A 17,207-nucleotide genomic window follows, 5' to 3' on the forward strand; every position below is an offset into this window, starting at 1 on the left:
TTGATTTCATTTCTATGGGTTGCAATTGGCTTGTTGTCATTTGAAGCCCTCCAGATTTTCGGAAAAACCGGTTTTAACGGCACTTTCAGCGGTCACCGCATTCGGGTCGAGGTTTAAAGCTTCGGCAGTTTTTTGCCATGTACGTTGAAGTTTGTCGCGACGGAAAGTGCCAAGGCCGTATTGATCTGTTTCGTCATTGTAAATGAGCTTCAATGTATCCTGAAGCGACCCTTTAACGCTCTGGCGATCAAGTTCGGGAACACTTTCCATCACCGCATCGACCGCTTCATCGGGATGTTCATGCATGAATATGATTGATTGGCGATAGGCATTGATAAAGCGGGTCAGAACTTCGGGCCGTTCGGAAATGAATTTGTCTGAGGCAATCAGCGAACTGCCATAAAGATCAAGTCCGCTTTCCACCCACGGAAAGGCTCTGATTTCTTTATGCGCAATTCTCGCCTGTTCTTCGTAACGCGTGTAGTCGGTGAGCCACGCAATAATTACATCGGTCTTTCCGGTTATCAACATTGGCCCCAAAGCACCGGAGTCGACCCTTGTAAGCGCAATATCATCCATGGATAAATTCTGCGTTTTCAGAAAAGGCGGCAGGAAAAGATTGGAAGCGGTAAAAGGCGAGGTGGCAACGGCTTTGCCCTTTATGTCGGCGATTGAGTGAATGGGGCTATCGGAAAGCACATAAAACGCATGTGGCGTTTTGTTGAAGATTGCCATAACCGCGCTCACCTTCACATTTGCGCTTACACGCGCAGCCATGAGCGCAGTGATGTCGGCTGCCCCCACATCGCTCACTCCGGCAGCAATGCGGGTAATGGCGTCATTGCCGCCACGCCCGGGTTCAATCGCAACATCAAGCCCTTCGGATTTGCAAAACCCTTTATTTACACAAACATAAATGGCGGTTTTATCGCCACCGGGTAACCAGTCGAGTTGAAAACGCACTTTGTCAGGGGCTTTTTGAACCTCTTTGGCCTCAAGCGTTTGCGGACATAACAGAAGTGCTAAACTCCCACAAAGAAGATTAGCCGAAAGAAGGCTTGATGAAAGAAAACTGGCCGAAAGAAGTCTTCTTAGAAAAAGACTTTTAAAAGCAACTTTGGCGGCCGAAAAAGTCGCAATCGGAAAAGCTTGTTTAAAAGTAGAAAATGCTTGTTTGAATTGCTTGCGAATAAAGTTTTTTATTTCCGCCCTTTCGAAGCGCAGTATTTTTGAAGTTGCAATTTTCATTTTGCCTTTGAGGTAAGAAGTCCGGTCACTTGAAGAACCGTTGCGAGGGAGAGAATAAAAAGCACTGTCGCTATTGTTTCGACATTTGGCCTGCATGAACTTTTCCTCTCCCGCTTAAAAAAGCATTCCGGTTTTTTTGAAAAACCCGAAAAACCGAACGGGCATTATGAACAATTTTGAGTTATGCCATTTGTGCTGTCGGGTATTATCCGTTTTCAAAAAGCCGGATAATCAGCACAAGAAAGGCGGCGTATAGATATTCAACTTATGAAACCAAGCGTATTTTTTAACCTATAGTGTCATCCTGTATTTGCCGGAAAACCTTATTCTCTTTCTTTGAAGATGTTTCTTTTCTTCTTTTAAGAAAGAAAACCGGTTTTATTTCCGACACCTCAAGATTTACACGAACAACAAGTGAAAACAAGAGAAAAAACCTAAAAAATAGGCGTTTTTATTTATTGATTAAATTTTATGCAATTTTACAAATAAGAAAATGAAAGAATAAAAAGATCAAATAAAATCAATTACTTGAAAAAACACTATTGACCGGCTCCGGTGCAACCTCTGCGCTTTTATTAAGCGTTCTTAAAATTCGCACGGGTTGCTCTAAATTCTCTTAATACTGCTTTCGACTTTCCAACGGGGGGAAGAGTGAATTCAGGGCTTAAAAAACCAAACATAAAAACAACAAAAATCGCGCCACAACGGGCGCGATTCTCGATGACATTGAAAGAAAAATGAAAAATTCAGTTGCTTTTCAGGCAAAACCAGCTTTGGCAACAGCCAATTTATCCGTTCACCCGAAGGGCTTTTAACCTGCTTTCCCCATGGCTACCGGTTGGGGTGCTGTGAGCTCCTTCTCGTCAAATGCTCTCAGAAGGTCGTAATGATAATCGGCATCTTCGCAGAACAGTTCACTGCTCACCCCATAGGCAAGTCTTCTCACGCCGAATTTCAAAGCCGAAATTCCGGCCGATGCGGCAAGGCTTGGCATACCGGCAAAAGTATAAGTGAAAATGCGTTTGAGATAAGGCGCTTCACCTTTCACCTTTTCCTGAAATTGGAAGTTTTTCCCAAGATAAGGACAGCTTGCAATCACCGCATGTTCTTCACCCGCTGGCGGGGTAAAATGGTCGCCCCAGGTTTCGATTTTATCGGCAAAACGGGCAATTTCCGGCCGCGTTTTGAGGTCGATAATCAAGCCTGTGCCGACAATCAGAAAATCGAATTCATCACTTTCATGGGGCGTGACAAGAACAAGCTTTTCTCCATCCATCCGGCAGCTTTTTATGGGGCTTGCAAGTTTCAGTTCATAGTTGTCGAATTTTGTGCACCGTAAATAGGAATCCTGTGTTGGCGGCTGGTTGACATCGAAGAGATATTTCATGAACTGCCATTTCTTGTCGTCATCAAGATCGGCAAAATGGCGCAAAAACCCGCTATATTCCATAAAACGGTAAGGGTTGACTGTTGGCAAAATGGAACGTCTGACAAAATGCGTTACCGATTTTGCACCGTGTTCCAAAGCTGTGGCACTATTGTCGAAAGAAGACGAGCCGCCACCGACAACGGCAACACGCTTGCCGGCAAGCTTGTCAAAATTGATTGCTTCGGCCGTATGGGCATAAACTTTCTTGTCAAGAGCATCCTTGAACATATCCGGCACAACCCATTGGCCGCTGCCCTCGATACCGGTCGCTAAAACCACAAGGCGCGTGTAGATCATATCGGGTTTGCCGTTTCTTTCGATATGAACTGCAAAAACATCATCTTGCAGCGGCTCGATATCGGTGACAATTGTCCGGTTTGTGACCTCTATATGGGTGACTTTTTTCAACCAGTCGAGATATTCTGCCCAAAGATTGGTCGGGATTTTATAAAGCTCTTCCCAGGATTTATGCCCGAAACGCGCTTCCCACCAGGCACGCACAGTCAAACTGCCAATGTCGAGATCGGGCCCCGTCACATATTTCGGTGTGCGCAATGTATGCATGCGGGCGTAAGTGCGCCATGGCCCTTCAAAGCCGGCTTCATTTTTATCCAGAATGGCAATGTTTGTAACGCTTTCCCGCCGCAATTGTAGCGCCAATGTCAAACCGCTTTGTCCGCCGCCAATAATCACAACATCCTTCACCGGATTGCCGCGATAAGTCTTCGGCTTTACCCATTGACGGGCAGGATAGTTCAAACATTCAAGATCGTATTTTGCCTGCCGCTCAAGCTTGGCAAGATTTATTTCGCTATTTTCTAGCATGTCTATTCCCCATTAAAGACAGTCCAAGGAACAAGCTCCGGCTTTTAAAAGAACCTTGTCTGCCGGTTTAAAAGCGGGAATGACACTTTTTGTCCGGATCGACCCGATCGACCCGCAATACGCTTTATGCCGGTGGTTGAAAGGCTAAATATAAGGCAGAAACTTGTCAAGATTAAAAAATAGGCAAAATCAAATATAATTTGCTGTTATTTCAAGCATAACCCACTGATCAGCACGTATAAATAGGTTTTTATTTGGCTTGTTTTTTATTTTGATTTTTCTTTTTTTGATAGTTTATCGCTTGTTCAATATTATTCATTTTACTTGTGGGTAAATAAAAGAACAGAAACAACCGGTGCGGTCTGCTGCGCCGCAATTAAGAGAGGCTCCGATAATCAGGTGAAACACCGGAAAGGCCAAAACTCCTCATAAAGAGCAATTCCGGAAAGGGTAAAAGCGCACAAAAACTTTTCCTGAAATATCGGCGCGATTATGCCCCGAAAGTTAAGTGGCATGGCTCTTGCTTTTCATATTTTCAGCAACTGTTCAGATGCGGAAATTCCATTCGACTTCCGGACAGTGTTTTCAATTTTGTTCTTTAAGGAAGAAGAACCATGCAATCACTAAAAGACTATCGCGCCCGTGAATTTTATGGCTATGGGCCGAACCCGCCAGACCCCGAATGGCCGGACGGGGCAAAAATAGCGGTACAATTTGTCATCAATTATGAAGAGGGCGGAGAGAGCAATATCCTTCATGGCGACAAAGCCTCCGAGCATTTATTATCCGAAATTGTCGGTGCAATTCCTTGGGAAGGGCAGCGTAACCTCAATATTGAATCCTTGTATGAATATGGCGCGCGTGTTGGCTTCTGGCGGCTTTACAGGCTTTTTACCGAAAGAAATATGAAGCTTACAGTATTTGCCGTAGCCAAAGCTTTGGAGCTCAATCCGGCTGTTGCAAAAGCCATGGTCGAGGCTGATTGGGAAATTGCCACCCATGGCTTTCGTTGGCTTGAATATAAGGATGTTGACGAAGAGGAAGAGCGTTTTCACATTCGCGAAGCCGTACGCATCCAGAAAGAACTAACGGGTGAGCGCCCATATGGAATCTATCAGGGAAAACCGTCGATCAACACGTTGCGTCTTACCATGGAAGAAGGCGGCTTTATCTATTCGTCAGATAGTTATGCCGATGAACTTCCCTATTGGGTGGAAGGCATTGATAAGCCGTTTCTCATGATTCCTTATACATTGGATGTCAATGACATGCGCTTTGCAACCGCGCAAGGTTTCAACAGTGGCGAACAATTTTTCAATTATCTGAAAGACAGTTTCGATGTTCTTTATGAAGAGGGTGAAAAAGGCGCGCCGAAAATGCTTTCCATCGGTTTGCATTGCCGCCTGGTCGGCCATCCGGGGCGGGCAAAAGCGCTTGAAAAATTTCTCGATTATGTGGCAGTCAAAAAGTCGGTTTATATTGCGCGGCGAATAGATATTGCCCGCCATTGGCAAAAAGTGCATCCGGCCAATTAGCCTGAAACAGAATAAAGAAAAACCGGAGAACAGGAAACAATGGTCGAGCAGGAAAATCATAAAAAACAATTGCACGAGCTTGCCGTTTTAAAAATCGGAAAAGCCGAATTTTCTCCTTTTGGTGATTTAATCGATGTGAGGGAAGAAACGATTTCGCCCGACCAAATGGGTAAAGAAAATAATAGAGGCTCAACTCCCAAGAAAAATCCGGTTATGATCCCGATCAATCAGGGGCGCGCAACCCGTTTCCATGATCTTGCAAAGGTTGAAGCGGAGGGGGAAAAGCCGCGCGTCCTCATCAATGTCTTCCGGTCTCTCCCGATCGACTTTCCTATTCAGATTGATATGATGGAGCGCCACCCTTATGGCTCGCAGGCATTTTTGCCGGCGGGCGAAAATCCGTTTCTCGTTGTTGTGGCAAAGGATGAAGGGGGTAAACCTTCCACCCCGCAAGCCTTTTATTGCCCTTCAGGTGTCGGCGTTAATTATCATAAAAATGTCTGGCATTTTCCGCTTCTTGCACTTTTCAAGACGTGCGATTTCTATGTGGTTGATCGCGGTGGTGTCGAAAACAATCTGGAAGAATATTTTTATAAAAACGAAGCTTGGCAAATAAGCCGGTTGCCGGATTTTGGCAAATGACGGAAAGGCTTAGCAAACTTGCGTTTTAAAGAACTTTAATAAGTGGAATATCAGAAGACATAAAAATACAGGCAAACAAATAGAGGAAAATAGGCCCCGTGAAAATTGAACAATTGAACACTCTTAGAGCCGCCGCTTTTATTGATTGTTTAAGCGGCATTTTCGAGCATTCCCCTTGGGTGGGGGAGAGTGTTGCGAAAAAACGGCCATTTGAAAATCTCGATGCGCTTTATGAGGCCATGGTCGAAGCGGTCAGACAAGCTCCGGAAGAGTTAAAAGACAGGTTGATTTTGGCTCACCCCGATCTTGCGGGTAAACTTGCCCGTTCATCAAAATTGACGGCGCAATCGGAAAAAGAACAAAAAGGGGCAGGGCTTGATCGTTTAAGTGAAGATGAATTCGATCAATTTCAGAAATTGAATGAAGCCTATCGGGCAAAATTTTCCTTTCCCTTTATCATTGCAGTGCGGGGGCATGGCGGAAAAGCCCATGACAAATATTCCATTCTCGCCAATATGAAAAAGCGCTTGAACAATGATAGGGATGAAGAAAAAGCAACAGCATTAACGGAAATCTTCCGCATTGCGCGCTTGCGGCTTGAAGATCTCATCAACAGCGAGGGATAAAACATGACCGGTTTGACAACCCATATTCTTGATACGGCATCCGGCAAACCGGCTTCCGGCGTCAAAATTCAACTCTACAAGCTTTGCGCGAAAAATGTTCCGGAAAACGAAAATAACGGGACAATAAATAAACCTCATGAAATGGACGAAAAAACGCATTTCGCGGGCGAAGAAACGCAATCCGTCGTCAAAAAATTGCTTGTTGAAACAAAGAGTAATCAGGACGGGCGAACGGAAAAACCGCTTCTTGATGAAAAGGCAATGGAAAAAGGGCAATATGAATTGCATTTTTTCACGGCTGCCTATTTTTTAAACCAAGGCGCAAAACTTGATAACCCGCCTTTTCTTGATGAAATCATCATCCGCTTTTCAATAGCCGATAACATCGCCCATTATCATGTGCCGCTTCTTGTAAGCCCGTGGAGCTATTCAACCTATCGTGGCAGTTGAAAAATGAGGCCGGATATGGAGTAAAAATCCGGCTGGATATTATGAATCGCGTATATTGTTTTCCGAGCCACTTTCAGGCATAAGATTTGCAGGAACTCTTCAGTCTTGTGCTTACCTTCAATTCGACATTTTATGCCTCTTAGTGAAAGTTGTTTTTACTTCTTCGAAAGACTTCTCATTCAGAGAAAAAAATAACGATATATTAGGCGCAACCCCATAGGAAACGGAGGAAAAGAAAACCGACGAACCTGTTTCGTTACTAACAGCAAATGGAGCGGCAAACCGGATGACATGCAACAAAGTTTTTCCTGTCACGGTAACGGACCCTGTAATTTAAATGTCGCAAAGTCTGCGAATGTCAATCATCCGGTATGAAGCACGGTGCGCATAAAAGCCCGGGTTCTATAATTGTGACATTTGTAATCAATCTTGCCGTGTACAATTGAAATTCTTCCAAACGGCATATAATCAAACATGGTGTTGAGCAAATCCTGTTTACTCCATTCCAAAATTGTGTATCCTGTAAAATACCCGGTTGCAGGCATAATGTGCCGCGGCTATAAAGGACAAAACCAGGTTTCAAAATGATGAGAAATAAAGCCGATTATGTCAGAACAAAACGCGAAAGGATGGGGCTTACGCAAAGGGCGTTTGCTGCTCTTCTTTCAATGGGGGCTTCAGGTGAAAGAACCGTAAGAGGTTGGGAGAGCGGAGAACATATTCCGTCGGATGAATACATGAAACAAATGGACGAACTTGACGAAAAAATCCCTTTCAAATTCCGAAGGACAACCGGGGCATTTACATTTATCGATCTTTTTGCAGGTATAGGCGGTATTCGCCTTCCCTTCCAGGAACTCGGTGGCAAGTGTGTATTTACATCGGAATGGGACAAATTTGCCCAAAAAACCTATACCGCCAATTTTGCAGAATTGCCTGAAGGCGACATTACAGCAATTGCCGCTTCGGACATACCTCATCACGATGTGCTTCTGGCAGGTTTTCCCTGTCAGGCGTTTTCCGGTGCGGGATTGAGACGAGGCTTTCTGGATACCCGGGGAACGATGTTTTTCCAGATACAGAGAATTCTAGCTTATCACCGCCCCAAGGCTTTTCTTCTCGAAAATGTCAAACAGTTGAAAAGTCACGATAACGGCCGGACTTTGAAAACAATTCTTGCAATATTGAGGGGAGATTATGACGGAACTATACCTGATGATATACCATTGTCTGACGAACTTCGGAAAAGTCTCGAAACAAAGCTCGATTATTCTGTAGACTATCGCGTGCTGACTGCCACAGATTTCGGTGTGCCACAAAAAAGAGAACGTATATATATAGTAGGTTTTGACCGGAGCATTTGTGGCGAGCTCGATATCACGAGGATGTTCGACAATTTGAAAAAATGTGCGAAGAAAACGCTCGGGCAGATACTGGAAGACAATTCTTCCGTTTCTCCGAAATATACGATTTCCGACCGGCTGCTGGCCGGACACAAACGACGGAGAAAAGAACAGAAGGAAAAAGGTAACGGTTTCGGCTACAGTCTGTTCGGTCGCAACAGTCTTTATTGCAATACACTCAGCGCACGTTATTACAAGGATGGGTCGGAAATTCTCATAGACCAGAGTGATATCGGTAAAAATCCGAGAAAACTTACACCGCGTGAATGTGCAAGGATACAGGGCTTTCCGGAAGAATTCAGGCTGAATGCAGTTTCGGATGTCCAGCTTTACAGGCAGTTCGGAAATTCTGTTTCCGTACCGGTTATCAGAGCGATTGCTGAAGGAATGGCCGGAATTTTGTTAGGTAAAGAAAATAATATTGGAAAAAGGGTCCAGAAAGAGGTTCGCAAGGCGACAGTTGGTTGACATTGTTTCACCGGCAAAACGCAGTATTATGATGTCCGGTATACGCGGAAAGAATACAAAACCGGAAATTATCGTACGTAAATTGCTGTTTTCTGCCGGATACAGATATCGGCTATACAGAAAAGATCTTCCCGGTACTCCGGATATTGTGCTTCCGAAATATCGATGTGCAATTTTTGTCAATGGATGTTTCTGGCATGGTCATGATAATTGCCCGCTTTTCCGTTTACCCAAAAGCAATACAGATTTCTGGCGAACAAAGATTGGCGGCAATATATCAAGGGATCATGAAAAATATAATTCGCTTCTGGTAAATGGCTGGCGTATAGTTATTGTGTGGGAATGTGCACTGAAAGGCGCACGCCGCCTGCCGGAGGAAGATTTTCAAAATTTGCTGTATGATGCTGTGTCGGGGCAAAAGAAGTTTGTCACAATCCGGGGTAGTTGATCCAAAGCTGTTTAGAACTGGAACGTGGAATTGTTGTTATGATACCAGATATCGGAAAGCTCATTGACAAAACCGAAAAGGAACTGAAAGTCCTTCCCAAGAACAGGGCCGTAATTGTAACGCCATTGCAGTGGGATAGTATACTAAGCACATTTAACAGCTTGGAAACAAAGCCAAAAGCAAACTCAAAAAGAAAGTCGAACAAAACAGTTACTGCTCGCCAGGTTGGCGGGCATACCCTGATAATTGAAAACGAAAATCCGGAAGTCGGTCACGCCAAATATATCAGTTGTCAGGAATTTCCGATATGGTCGTGTATGATTGACCTCCACAACGCTCTTGTCAAAGTGGATGAGGGATTGGATGAGATAAGCCGACGAGCAGGCTTGAAAAGAGAAGGGCCTGAACCGAATATCTTCAGACATCTTCCTGTATATTGGGAAATCGATCCTGCCGGGTTTTTTAAAACTGTGAAAATTAAAGCTAGATCTGGAGATTCGCTTGATAAGTATCATCAGAAATTTGTTGAACAGTATAATAGGTTGAACAAAGTTCTCGAAGGAAAAACAGATGAAAAGCCGGAGGTAGGCAAAAGTGCATCATTATCTCAAGAAGATCTGGATAACCTTTACAAATTTTTATTCAAATTGAAGTGGCTCCAAAATGTTTCCTCCACAAAGTCAAAAAATAAAAATTCGCAGGGAGATGAAAAAAGCGATACGGATACAGGAAAAGTTAAAGGGCTGAATAGAATATCAGATTGGAAAGAATCCATACTCTTCAAAGTTTCCGGTTTTGCGGCCACAGCTTCATCCGGACGTGTCAAGTTGTTAGAGGTTTTTGCAGCTATCAATCTCACATACGATAAGCTGCATTTTGGTCCGGAAGAGGAGAGGCCGGAGACATCCGGTGGAAAATCTGTTATCGAGCGTAAGACGGGTGGCGAGAACCTGATTTTTTATGGTGCACCTGGAACCGGAAAATCCTATGCGGTCCGGGAACGCGCAAAAGAAGCCGGATCGGAGTTCTGCACTGTTACTGTGTTCCATCCGGACGTACAGAATAGTGATTTTGTGGGGTGTCTGAAACCCGTGAAAACAGACGACAAAGCGATCACTTACCAATTTGCGCCCGGGCCCTTTGCCATTGCTTTGAAAAATGCCTGGCTTGATCCCGAACACATGCATTATCTGGTTATAGAAGAAATGAATCGTGCGCCGGCTGCTTCGGTATTCGGAGAATTGTTTCTCCTGCTCGACCGTGATGAAAAAGGATACAGCATTTACGAAACGGATTTTCCGTCACCGGAATTCTGCTCATGGTGGAAAAACGAAATAGTCGAGAAGGGCGCCGGTAAAGTACCGGGATTACCTTCCCGATTGAAACTTCCTTCGAACCTCTCGATATTTGCAACGCTGAATAGTGCGGATCAGGGAGTGTTCCCGCTTGACACGGCTTTTCGTCGTCGGTGGGAATATAAATACATTCAGATCGATTATAGCAAAGCTCCCGGGGGAGCCATTGAACTGTTTGTGAAAGACACTCCTTCCGGACCGGTGAAAGTAGAATGGAAAGATTTCGTTCAGAAACTCAATAATTTTCTTGTCAACAACGTCGCCGGCATATCGGAAGATCGGCTTATAGGTACCTATTTTTTATCCAAACGCGATTTTGCTAACAGTGAAAATTTGCTGCCGGAAAAGCTGCTTGTTTATATTTGGGACGACCTGTTACGACACAACGGTAGACAGGAATTGTTTGACAGCTCCGTCAGAACATTCGGGGATTTATCGTCGAGACAAAAAGACAAGAAAGTGATTTTTTCGGAATCTTTTCTGGAACTGTTCGGAAGTCACGATGGCGACGACCAATGACACCGATATTTTTGTATGATGGATATCCGATATCGAAGTTGAAGACAGAACAGCGCGGTATATTCGACATATTGTGCAAGAATTATCCGGAAGCTGTCAAAAATGGAAAAACAACGAGGTTTTGCGGCGTCGTGTGCGAAGCCGGAATTTCTCCTGTTGTATTCCTCCCGTACGGAATTGATCTGCCAAAATCAAACATAGACGGGCAGAATTACACCGCAGGGCAGCTGCTTATGTTATCTATTGCACGTTATGGAACCGATAATCCGGCGCGCAGCGGATACACGCTTTCCGATAAAGATCGTGACGGAGCTATGTTTATTGCAATTGTCAGGGAACTTGCCGAGGACTTTCTCCATAACGGTCTCTATTCGAGGCGGGTGAGAAAACGGCGCAAACAGTTTGGCAAACCGGACTGGCGTAGAACAATTGCAAGGCAGATACCTTTTTTTTCTCCCGAAAATGTACCGGTTTATGCTGTTATCGAGACCAACGCATTTTCTGATTCTACGTCAAATATTCTGGCCAGTATCCAGGCGGACACCATATGTGATATTGCGGAAAAACATGGCTGGTGGACAGGTCTGACAAAAGACCGGACAGAGCAATTGAAAAACATTCCGTTGCTGGTTGAAGACCGGAAACAATATCCATTATCCATAAGTAATTTCATGTATTATCTTTATGACGACAGCTCGATAAGGTTGGCGAAATTACTCGAAGCTTATTGGAGTACACAGACACCAACCGACACCGGCAATTTTATATGTGGCATATCCGACTTCTCTACTCTTTGGGAGCAGATGCTCAAGAGTCTTGTCAGGGATCGGTCGGGAGAATGGAATTCACGACTGCCTGTGCCGTTTTATAGAATAAATGGCAAGAGAGAAAAGTATGAAAAAAATCGGGGACGAATGGATATAGTCGTTGTGAAAGACGCCCATATTATCGTTGCCGATGCGAAATATTACAAAGCTTCGTCGGCAGATACGGCACCGGGAATTTCCGATCTTTTGAAGCAGTCATATTACGCTAGATCGGTTCAAGAGCTTCAACCGGAAAAGACAGTTGCGAACTATTTTGTCTTTCCGTCGAAAGACGGTAATGGACCATTGGAATATGCATCTTTCGCTTATGATGATACCAGAATTCCCGATTGGCTTGAAAAAGTGGAGTGCCTCTACGTGGACATGTATGAGGTCATGCAAAAATATGTTTCGAGATCGAGGTTCGACTGGATTCCTGAGGCAGGCTGCAAATGATAATTCTCCGCGCACGGAATAATCCCGGTTACATGAATATCCGGTTTCAAAGCGATTTCCGGGAATTGTTTCGCTAATTGTTTGTTTGTCCCGGAATTTGTTAAACACAGGACGCGGATAAAAACTTTCCGAAGCTTCCTGATGCGGGAGAGGAAAATACAAATTCCGGTTTTTCAAATATGGTATTTTTTAGCGCTCTTAGTTTTAAAGTTCATCGTAACGCTTGCCGATTTTCTTTCCTGAAATTGCCCAGAGGCAGGATAAAACAAGTGCAAGCAGCATAATCACCGGCGGGTAGACAACGTTGTTCATAAGCGTATCAACCCAGCCCCAGAATGCATCCGACCCGCGATAGACAAAAGTATCAATAGCGTTTTTTGCACTGAAACGCGAATTTTCATCAACTGCCGAAAAGAGCATTTCACGGGCAGGGCGGGCAAGTGCATATTCTCCCACACGCCGCAATATCATCGCGATTGCCAAAATCGGAAAACAATAGAATATGCCAAGCAGTCCGAACAGGATCACCATCATGAGAGGCAAGCTTACAAGCAAGAATGTCACGCCGAATTTTTTTGCAATGCGAGCGGTGACGAACATCTGGATAAGAATGGATGAGGTTTGCACAACCGTATCCATAATGGAAAAAAACTGTGTCTGTTCAGCAGGATTGGTAAAGGTCGCCTGAACAAGGCGCGCCTGCGCGTAATAAAGAAAAGTGGTTCCGGCCGAGGTGAAAATGGCATAAACGGCAATTTGGCGGAGATAAGGCGATTTTACGATAAGTTTCAAGCCAATCCATATGCCGGAATAGGTTTCACTATTTTCTTTTTCCGTTTCGGTTCCCGTGTGCAGGTTTTGTTTCATGTCTTTGCCGCGGCCAAAATCGTTTCGCCAGTGCACGAGAAAAAGCCAGAGAAAAAGTGTTGATAAAAACAGCGCTGTCGAAATTAAAAGAAGCCCCGCATAGCCCACTTTTTCAACCAGAAATGCGCTTATCAGCGGGCCGGTTATGCCGCCAAGGCTTGCGCCTGCCGATAGGGGACCAAACAGGCGCTGTGCCTGTTCTTTGGTAAAAACCTCGGCCAAAAAGCTCCATGTCAGCGAAATAACAAACAGGTTATAAACCGACACCCAGACAAAGAATGCGCGCCCCACCCAAACATTGCCGCTATTATAATAAAGGCTTATCGTAAAGCCGAGCATCACAAGGCTACAAAGAAGCGTCGAATAGATAAAGAGATTGGTCTTTTTAATTTTCTGGCTGATAAAGCCGAAAATGGGCACAACGAGAAACATGGCGCAAAAAGTGGCGGTAAAAAGCCATGAGAGGTGATCAACACCACCGGCAATGCCGAATGTTTCCCGCACCGGCCGCAACATGAAATAGCTGCAAAAGACGAGAAAAAGCGTGAAAAAGCCGCCCAAAAAGGCAACCGTTTCATGCGCTTTTAGCGCGAACAGACGTTCAAATATATGTTGCAGCTTGTTTATCATTATAGGCCAAGGCGTTTTCGCAATTTATCTGCCGGAAGGTGGGCACGAAACCCCGGCTCGCCGGGGGCAAAAATATGCGCTGTTTCAAGTTTTCCGGTCATGACAGGTTCGCAACCGGTTTCGCGCACAAGCTCTGCCACAACTTGCAACGCTTTTTCATCGTCACTAGCGATCGGCATACCAACAGCTTCTATCCTTTTATTGAAACAATCTTCAATGACTGTGGCGTCAACCGCCGAAAACGCACGGACAAGGCGCACATCCGGCACATATTTTTTTACTGTTTCGGCAACGCCGTTTTTCTTTGCTTCAATTGAAAGAGGCTCTAAAGTTCCTCCCCACAAAGGCGGGTTTGTCGCGTCAATAACAATTTTCCCCTTCATTTCGGCGGCAAAATCTTTGCCGATTTGAGGCCAGGCTGAAAACGGCACTGCAACAAGGATAACATCACCAAATTGTGCCGCCTGGCGCGGTGTGCCGACTGAAGCTTTGTCTCCAAGCGGGTTTGTCAAGCGCCGCAACTCATCCGGATGGCGCGAAGAAAACATCACCGAATGGCCGGATTTCACAAGGAGGGTTGCAACGGTTCCGCCAAGTGAGCCGGCGCCAATAACCCCGATTTTAAGATTTTTGACATCAGCTTCCGTTTTTGTTGCGGCGCTATCGTTGACTGTTTCCGCTTTGGATGAATTTGAAGTCTTCCCCGCCGAATTTTCAGTATTTTGTGAAAAAACTTTTGAAAGCGAAAAAATTTCGGCAAGAGACAGAGCCAAAGCCGATTTCAATATAAAACGACGATCAAGAGACATGTTGAACCTTCCTGCCTCGAATCTTCTCGTCCAGAACGGGAAAACTTTCTTGCTCAAATCGGGAAAGCCTTATCAAGTCGGGCAAGATCGTCTTCATCAAGATGAAGAGAAAGTGCGGCACTGTTTTCACGGCAATGTGCAGGCGAACCTGATTGGGGAATGGAAATGGTAAAATTGTTTCTGATTGTCCAGCCGATTGCGATGGCCGCAGCAGTCATTTGATGTTTTTGCGCAATGTCTTTTAACACCGCGTTTTGCAAAAGCGGGGTTTTGCCCGAACCAAGTGGTGAATAGGCCATAATCGGCATAGCATTATTTTTTGACCAATCGAGAAGGCCTCCTTCAATAGTGCGGTCAACAAGTGAATATTCCACCTGATTGGTTGCGCATTGGTCACCTTTCTCAAGGCTGAAAAGATCATTCATGTCATTAATGGAAAAATTCGAAACGCCCCAATCGACAATGGCACCTTCGCTTTTTAATTCTTCAAATGTATCAACCACGGTTTTGAGGTTTGAAATTCCGCCACGCCAATGCAAGAGATAAAGATCCATCTGCTTTAATCCCAAGCGTTGAAGGCTGTTTTTGCAGGCATTGCGAATGTCTTCGGCTTTTGTTGCGTGCGAAGGCATGACTTTTGAAACCACGTAAGGTTTTGTTTTGGCCTTTTTTATAACACGGCCAACCATTTCTTCAGCTTTACCGGAGCTATAAAGTTCGGCAGTGTCAATGAGGTTCAAGCCAAGATCAAGACCGGTTGCAAGCGCTTCCTCTTCTTGTTTAAGAGGTCTTTGGCCTGCTGCAAGTGTCCATGTTCCCATGCCAAGCGTCGGGATCATCCGGCCGGTTTTAAGACGGATTGGAGGGTTTTTTATTGCTGTGGCTTGTGTATTTGCCGAAATTGTCGGGCTAACCATTAAAGTTGCACCACAGGCGATAGCAAATTGTCGACGTGTTATGTCCATTCTAGCGCCTTTCCTGTTTTTGTTGAGTGCAAGTATAATCGAGCTTTCAAAAACGAAAAAGGCATAATTGTTCATTTGAGCGATGAATGAAAGTCATGAATGAACTTGCCCGTTGGATTTATTAACGATTGGAAGTTGAATGCGATTACCTCGCTTCCGACAATAGTGTTGATAAAACACTGTTCGCCAATGCTTACCTTTTTACTCACGAAGGCAGGCAGTTTAAAGGGCACCAACGTTGTCGGGATAACAGGCGACATATTTAGCTTCATAAAAATCGTAAAAGAAACGCATAACGGAGCAGCGTTTATTTACATTCTTGCTTGCGGTGGTCATTATCCGGTTTGTTTTGGTCAACCTCTTTATTGAAACTGAAAAACTAGAAAAACCCGTTGACAGGTGGTTTTATTTTTCAGGTTCAGGAGCCCACAGTTAAAGAGTGGAAACTTTTTAAAAAACCATGCACAGTCTTTATTAAAACTTTGGAATCTTATTAAGTAAAGAGGCTATGAAAATATTCTTGAAATAAGGTGTGTGCCTTTAAATGCGGGAATTCGAGAAGTCAATATACTTACTCATTGGTTGTGCCGTTGGAATAATATTACTTATACCATTGGCATGGATTTTGCGATTGCTTCCAGACGATTGGATGAATGGCTTTGCCGGTAACATTATAGGCGGGTTAATGACGTTGGTTGCTGCTGTGGTGGCTTGGCGATCCGTTATGAAGCAAATACGCTCAAATGAAAAATTGGCTAAAGAACAGGTTGACCGAGAGGCTACGCTAGCAGAGGAAGCACGGGATAATGCTTTAAGGGCAGTAAAACCATGCCTATTAAGATGTTTGGTTGAACTGATGGATATTGCAAAGCGCAACATTAATCTACACTTCATCTGTGAAACTAAGCCTCCCGTCATAAAAAATGGAAAACAGTTGGACTTTTCGGATATTCCTGAATCGAATGTTGAGATAATAGCTAAAGCGATCGAGTTAAGCAGTGGTACTGTTTCAAAGCGTTTAACTGACATTATACAGAGTTTTCAGGTTGTTATGGCGCGAGAACAACACGTTGATGAAAAATTGTGGGTTAAATTATCTAGAAATGGTTGCGTAGAGAGTAAAACAAGTGAATGCAAAAAATCAGTAATGAAATATAATTATCAAATGATGTGTTATCGTGTAATCGAATGGTCCTTAATATATGCTACAGTAGCTTCTGCCTTGGATTTTGCAAGGAATATGAAAAGCGATATACCGACGACTATTGATAAAGCAACTATCATAAATAGTCTGAGATCAATTCATAAATTCTATATTTTATCTGATGAGTTTGACAAGGTTCTATATAATTACGGTAGTCATGGCAGCTTCGAGGAGTGGTATAGGAGTTACAGCCAATAAATTAAAAATGATTAATCCAATCCAGCTACAGACGAGTTTGTGCTTAGATTTTTAATCAGCAATACACTGACGGATCAACAGTAGCCGTCGTTGGGTAGCTGCCAAGGGCTACCATTGGTTCTCCATTTCTTTCATAACCCTCACAATCATCCAACAGGGCACAATTTTCTCTTGCAATCTCGAACCAGATGAAGAATATAAAACTATAAGTGTAAATTCATGTCATAAATGATACATAATTCACTTTCCAAAGCCATTTCAAAGAGGGGGATGCTATGGAAATAAAGCGTGAATTTGATGTTTTTTTTAATTTTAAATATAAAA

General features: G+C 44.1%; 14 protein-coding genes. 9 read left to right on the forward strand and 5 right to left on the reverse strand.

The genetic code is table 11. The annotated features are described in order from the left end of the window. Positions 1–36: 36 nt before the first annotated feature. Positions 37–1,344, reverse strand: a complete 1,308-nt coding sequence (locus H3V14_RS04055; protein WP_246784999.1) for an ABC transporter substrate-binding protein — start codon at positions 1,342–1,344, stop codon at positions 37–39. A 715-nt stretch (positions 1,345–2,059) separates the two neighbouring features. Continuing rightward, positions 2,060–3,502 carry an FAD-dependent oxidoreductase gene (locus H3V14_RS04060; protein ID WP_198226817.1) on the reverse strand — a complete coding sequence of 481 codons (1,443 nt, stop codon included), beginning with the start codon at positions 3,500–3,502 and terminating at the stop codon, positions 2,060–2,062. 614 nt (positions 3,503–4,116) lie between these two features. Between H3V14_RS04060 and puuE the strand changes: the two genes are divergently transcribed. The 8 genes from puuE to H3V14_RS04100 all read left to right on the forward strand — a co-directional run bounded on the left by puuE (position 4,117) and on the right by H3V14_RS04100 (position 12,210). Further along, on the forward strand, positions 4,117–5,037 hold the full coding sequence (puuE, locus tag H3V14_RS04065) for an allantoinase PuuE (RefSeq protein ID WP_198226819.1): 921 nt from the start codon (positions 4,117–4,119) through the stop codon (positions 5,035–5,037). Between the two features lie 39 nt (positions 5,038–5,076). Further along, positions 5,077–5,679, forward strand: coding sequence for an ureidoglycolate lyase (locus H3V14_RS04070; protein ID WP_198226821.1), 603 nt, complete (start codon positions 5,077–5,079; stop codon positions 5,677–5,679). Between the two features lie 98 nt (positions 5,680–5,777). Next, positions 5,778–6,305 (forward strand): 2-oxo-4-hydroxy-4-carboxy-5-ureidoimidazoline decarboxylase, encoded by a 528-nt coding sequence (gene uraD / locus H3V14_RS04075; RefSeq protein ID WP_198226823.1) that lies wholly within the window; start codon positions 5,778–5,780, stop codon positions 6,303–6,305. Positions 6,306–6,308: 3 nt separating this feature from the next. Then, positions 6,309–6,755 (forward strand): hydroxyisourate hydrolase, encoded by a 447-nt coding sequence (gene uraH / locus H3V14_RS04080; RefSeq protein ID WP_198226825.1) that lies wholly within the window; start codon positions 6,309–6,311, stop codon positions 6,753–6,755. Positions 6,756–7,339: 584 nt separating this feature from the next. Beyond that, positions 7,340–8,626 carry a DNA (cytosine-5-)-methyltransferase gene (gene dcm / locus H3V14_RS04085; RefSeq protein ID WP_198226827.1) on the forward strand — a complete coding sequence of 429 codons (1,287 nt, stop codon included), beginning with the start codon at positions 7,340–7,342 and terminating at the stop codon, positions 8,624–8,626. Then, a complete protein-coding gene (locus H3V14_RS04090) occupies positions 8,619–9,074 on the forward strand; it encodes a very short patch repair endonuclease (protein ID WP_198226829.1) in 456 nt (151 codons plus the stop codon). Before dcm ends, H3V14_RS04090 begins: the two co-directional genes overlap by 8 nt. Positions 9,075–9,112: 38 nt before the next feature. Further along, positions 9,113–10,948 (forward strand): McrB family protein, encoded by a 1,836-nt coding sequence (locus tag H3V14_RS04095; protein ID WP_198226831.1) that lies wholly within the window; start codon positions 9,113–9,115, stop codon positions 10,946–10,948. Then, entirely contained in the window at positions 10,945–12,210 is a 1,266-nt protein-coding gene (locus H3V14_RS04100) for an LlaJI family restriction endonuclease (RefSeq protein WP_198226833.1), read from the forward strand. The genes H3V14_RS04095 and H3V14_RS04100 overlap by 4 nt, the downstream gene beginning before the upstream one ends. 204 nt (positions 12,211–12,414) lie before the next feature. Here the strand turns inward: H3V14_RS04100 and H3V14_RS04105 are convergent, their stop codons facing one another. From H3V14_RS04105 to H3V14_RS04115, 3 genes are read right to left on the reverse strand one after another with little or no spacing between them, the layout of a single operon-like run. Continuing rightward, positions 12,415–13,707 (reverse strand): NTP/NDP exchange transporter, encoded by a 1,293-nt coding sequence (locus tag H3V14_RS04105; RefSeq protein ID WP_198226835.1) that lies wholly within the window; start codon positions 13,705–13,707, stop codon positions 12,415–12,417. Further along, positions 13,707–14,516, reverse strand: a complete 810-nt coding sequence (locus H3V14_RS04110) for an NADPH-dependent F420 reductase (protein ID WP_198226837.1) — start codon at positions 14,514–14,516, stop codon at positions 13,707–13,709. The genes H3V14_RS04105 and H3V14_RS04110 overlap by 1 nt, the downstream gene beginning before the upstream one ends. 53 nt (positions 14,517–14,569) lie before the next feature. Then, positions 14,570–15,481: an aldo/keto reductase gene (locus H3V14_RS04115; RefSeq protein ID WP_198226839.1), complete on the reverse strand. Its 912-nt coding sequence runs from the start codon at positions 15,479–15,481 to the stop codon at positions 14,570–14,572. Between the two features lie 544 nt (positions 15,482–16,025). Between H3V14_RS04115 and H3V14_RS04120 the strand changes: the two genes are divergently transcribed. Beyond that, positions 16,026–16,883 (forward strand): hypothetical protein, encoded by an 858-nt coding sequence (locus H3V14_RS04120; RefSeq protein WP_198226841.1) that lies wholly within the window; start codon positions 16,026–16,028, stop codon positions 16,881–16,883. The last annotated feature ends 324 nt before the right edge of the window (positions 16,884–17,207 follow it).

This window comes from Bartonella sp. W8151, assembly GCF_016100385.1.
Lineage (GTDB): Bacteria > Pseudomonadota > Alphaproteobacteria > Rhizobiales > Rhizobiaceae > Bartonella > Bartonella apis.

What these genes read in the sequence shown, in the direction of transcription:
- H3V14_RS04060 (WP_198226817.1), bottom strand. Translation starts at nt 3,502, where the DNA reads ATGCTAGAAAATAGCGAAATAAATCTTGCCAAGCTTGAGCGGCAGGCA.
- H3V14_RS04120 (WP_198226841.1), top strand. Translation starts at nt 16,026, where the DNA reads ATGCGGGAATTCGAGAAGTCAATATACTTACTCATTGGTTGTGCCGTT.
- H3V14_RS04105 (WP_198226835.1), bottom strand. Translation starts at nt 13,707, where the DNA reads ATGATAAACAAGCTGCAACATATATTTGAACGTCTGTTCGCGCTAAAA.
- H3V14_RS04100 (WP_198226833.1), top strand. Translation starts at nt 10,945, where the DNA reads ATGACACCGATATTTTTGTATGATGGATATCCGATATCGAAGTTGAAG.
- H3V14_RS04115 (WP_198226839.1), bottom strand. Translation starts at nt 15,481, where the DNA reads ATGGACATAACACGTCGACAATTTGCTATCGCCTGTGGTGCAACTTTA.
- H3V14_RS04110 (WP_198226837.1), bottom strand. Translation starts at nt 14,516, where the DNA reads ATGTCTCTTGATCGTCGTTTTATATTGAAATCGGCTTTGGCTCTGTCT.
- H3V14_RS04070 (WP_198226821.1), top strand. Translation starts at nt 5,077, where the DNA reads ATGGTCGAGCAGGAAAATCATAAAAAACAATTGCACGAGCTTGCCGTT.
- uraH (WP_198226825.1), top strand. Translation starts at nt 6,309, where the DNA reads ATGACCGGTTTGACAACCCATATTCTTGATACGGCATCCGGCAAACCG.
- H3V14_RS04095 (WP_198226831.1), top strand. Translation starts at nt 9,113, where the DNA reads ATGATACCAGATATCGGAAAGCTCATTGACAAAACCGAAAAGGAACTG.
- H3V14_RS04055 (WP_246784999.1), bottom strand. Translation starts at nt 1,344, where the DNA reads ATGCAGGCCAAATGTCGAAACAATAGCGACAGTGCTTTTTATTCTCTC.
- puuE (WP_198226819.1), top strand. Translation starts at nt 4,117, where the DNA reads ATGCAATCACTAAAAGACTATCGCGCCCGTGAATTTTATGGCTATGGG.
- dcm (WP_198226827.1), top strand. Translation starts at nt 7,340, where the DNA reads ATGATGAGAAATAAAGCCGATTATGTCAGAACAAAACGCGAAAGGATG.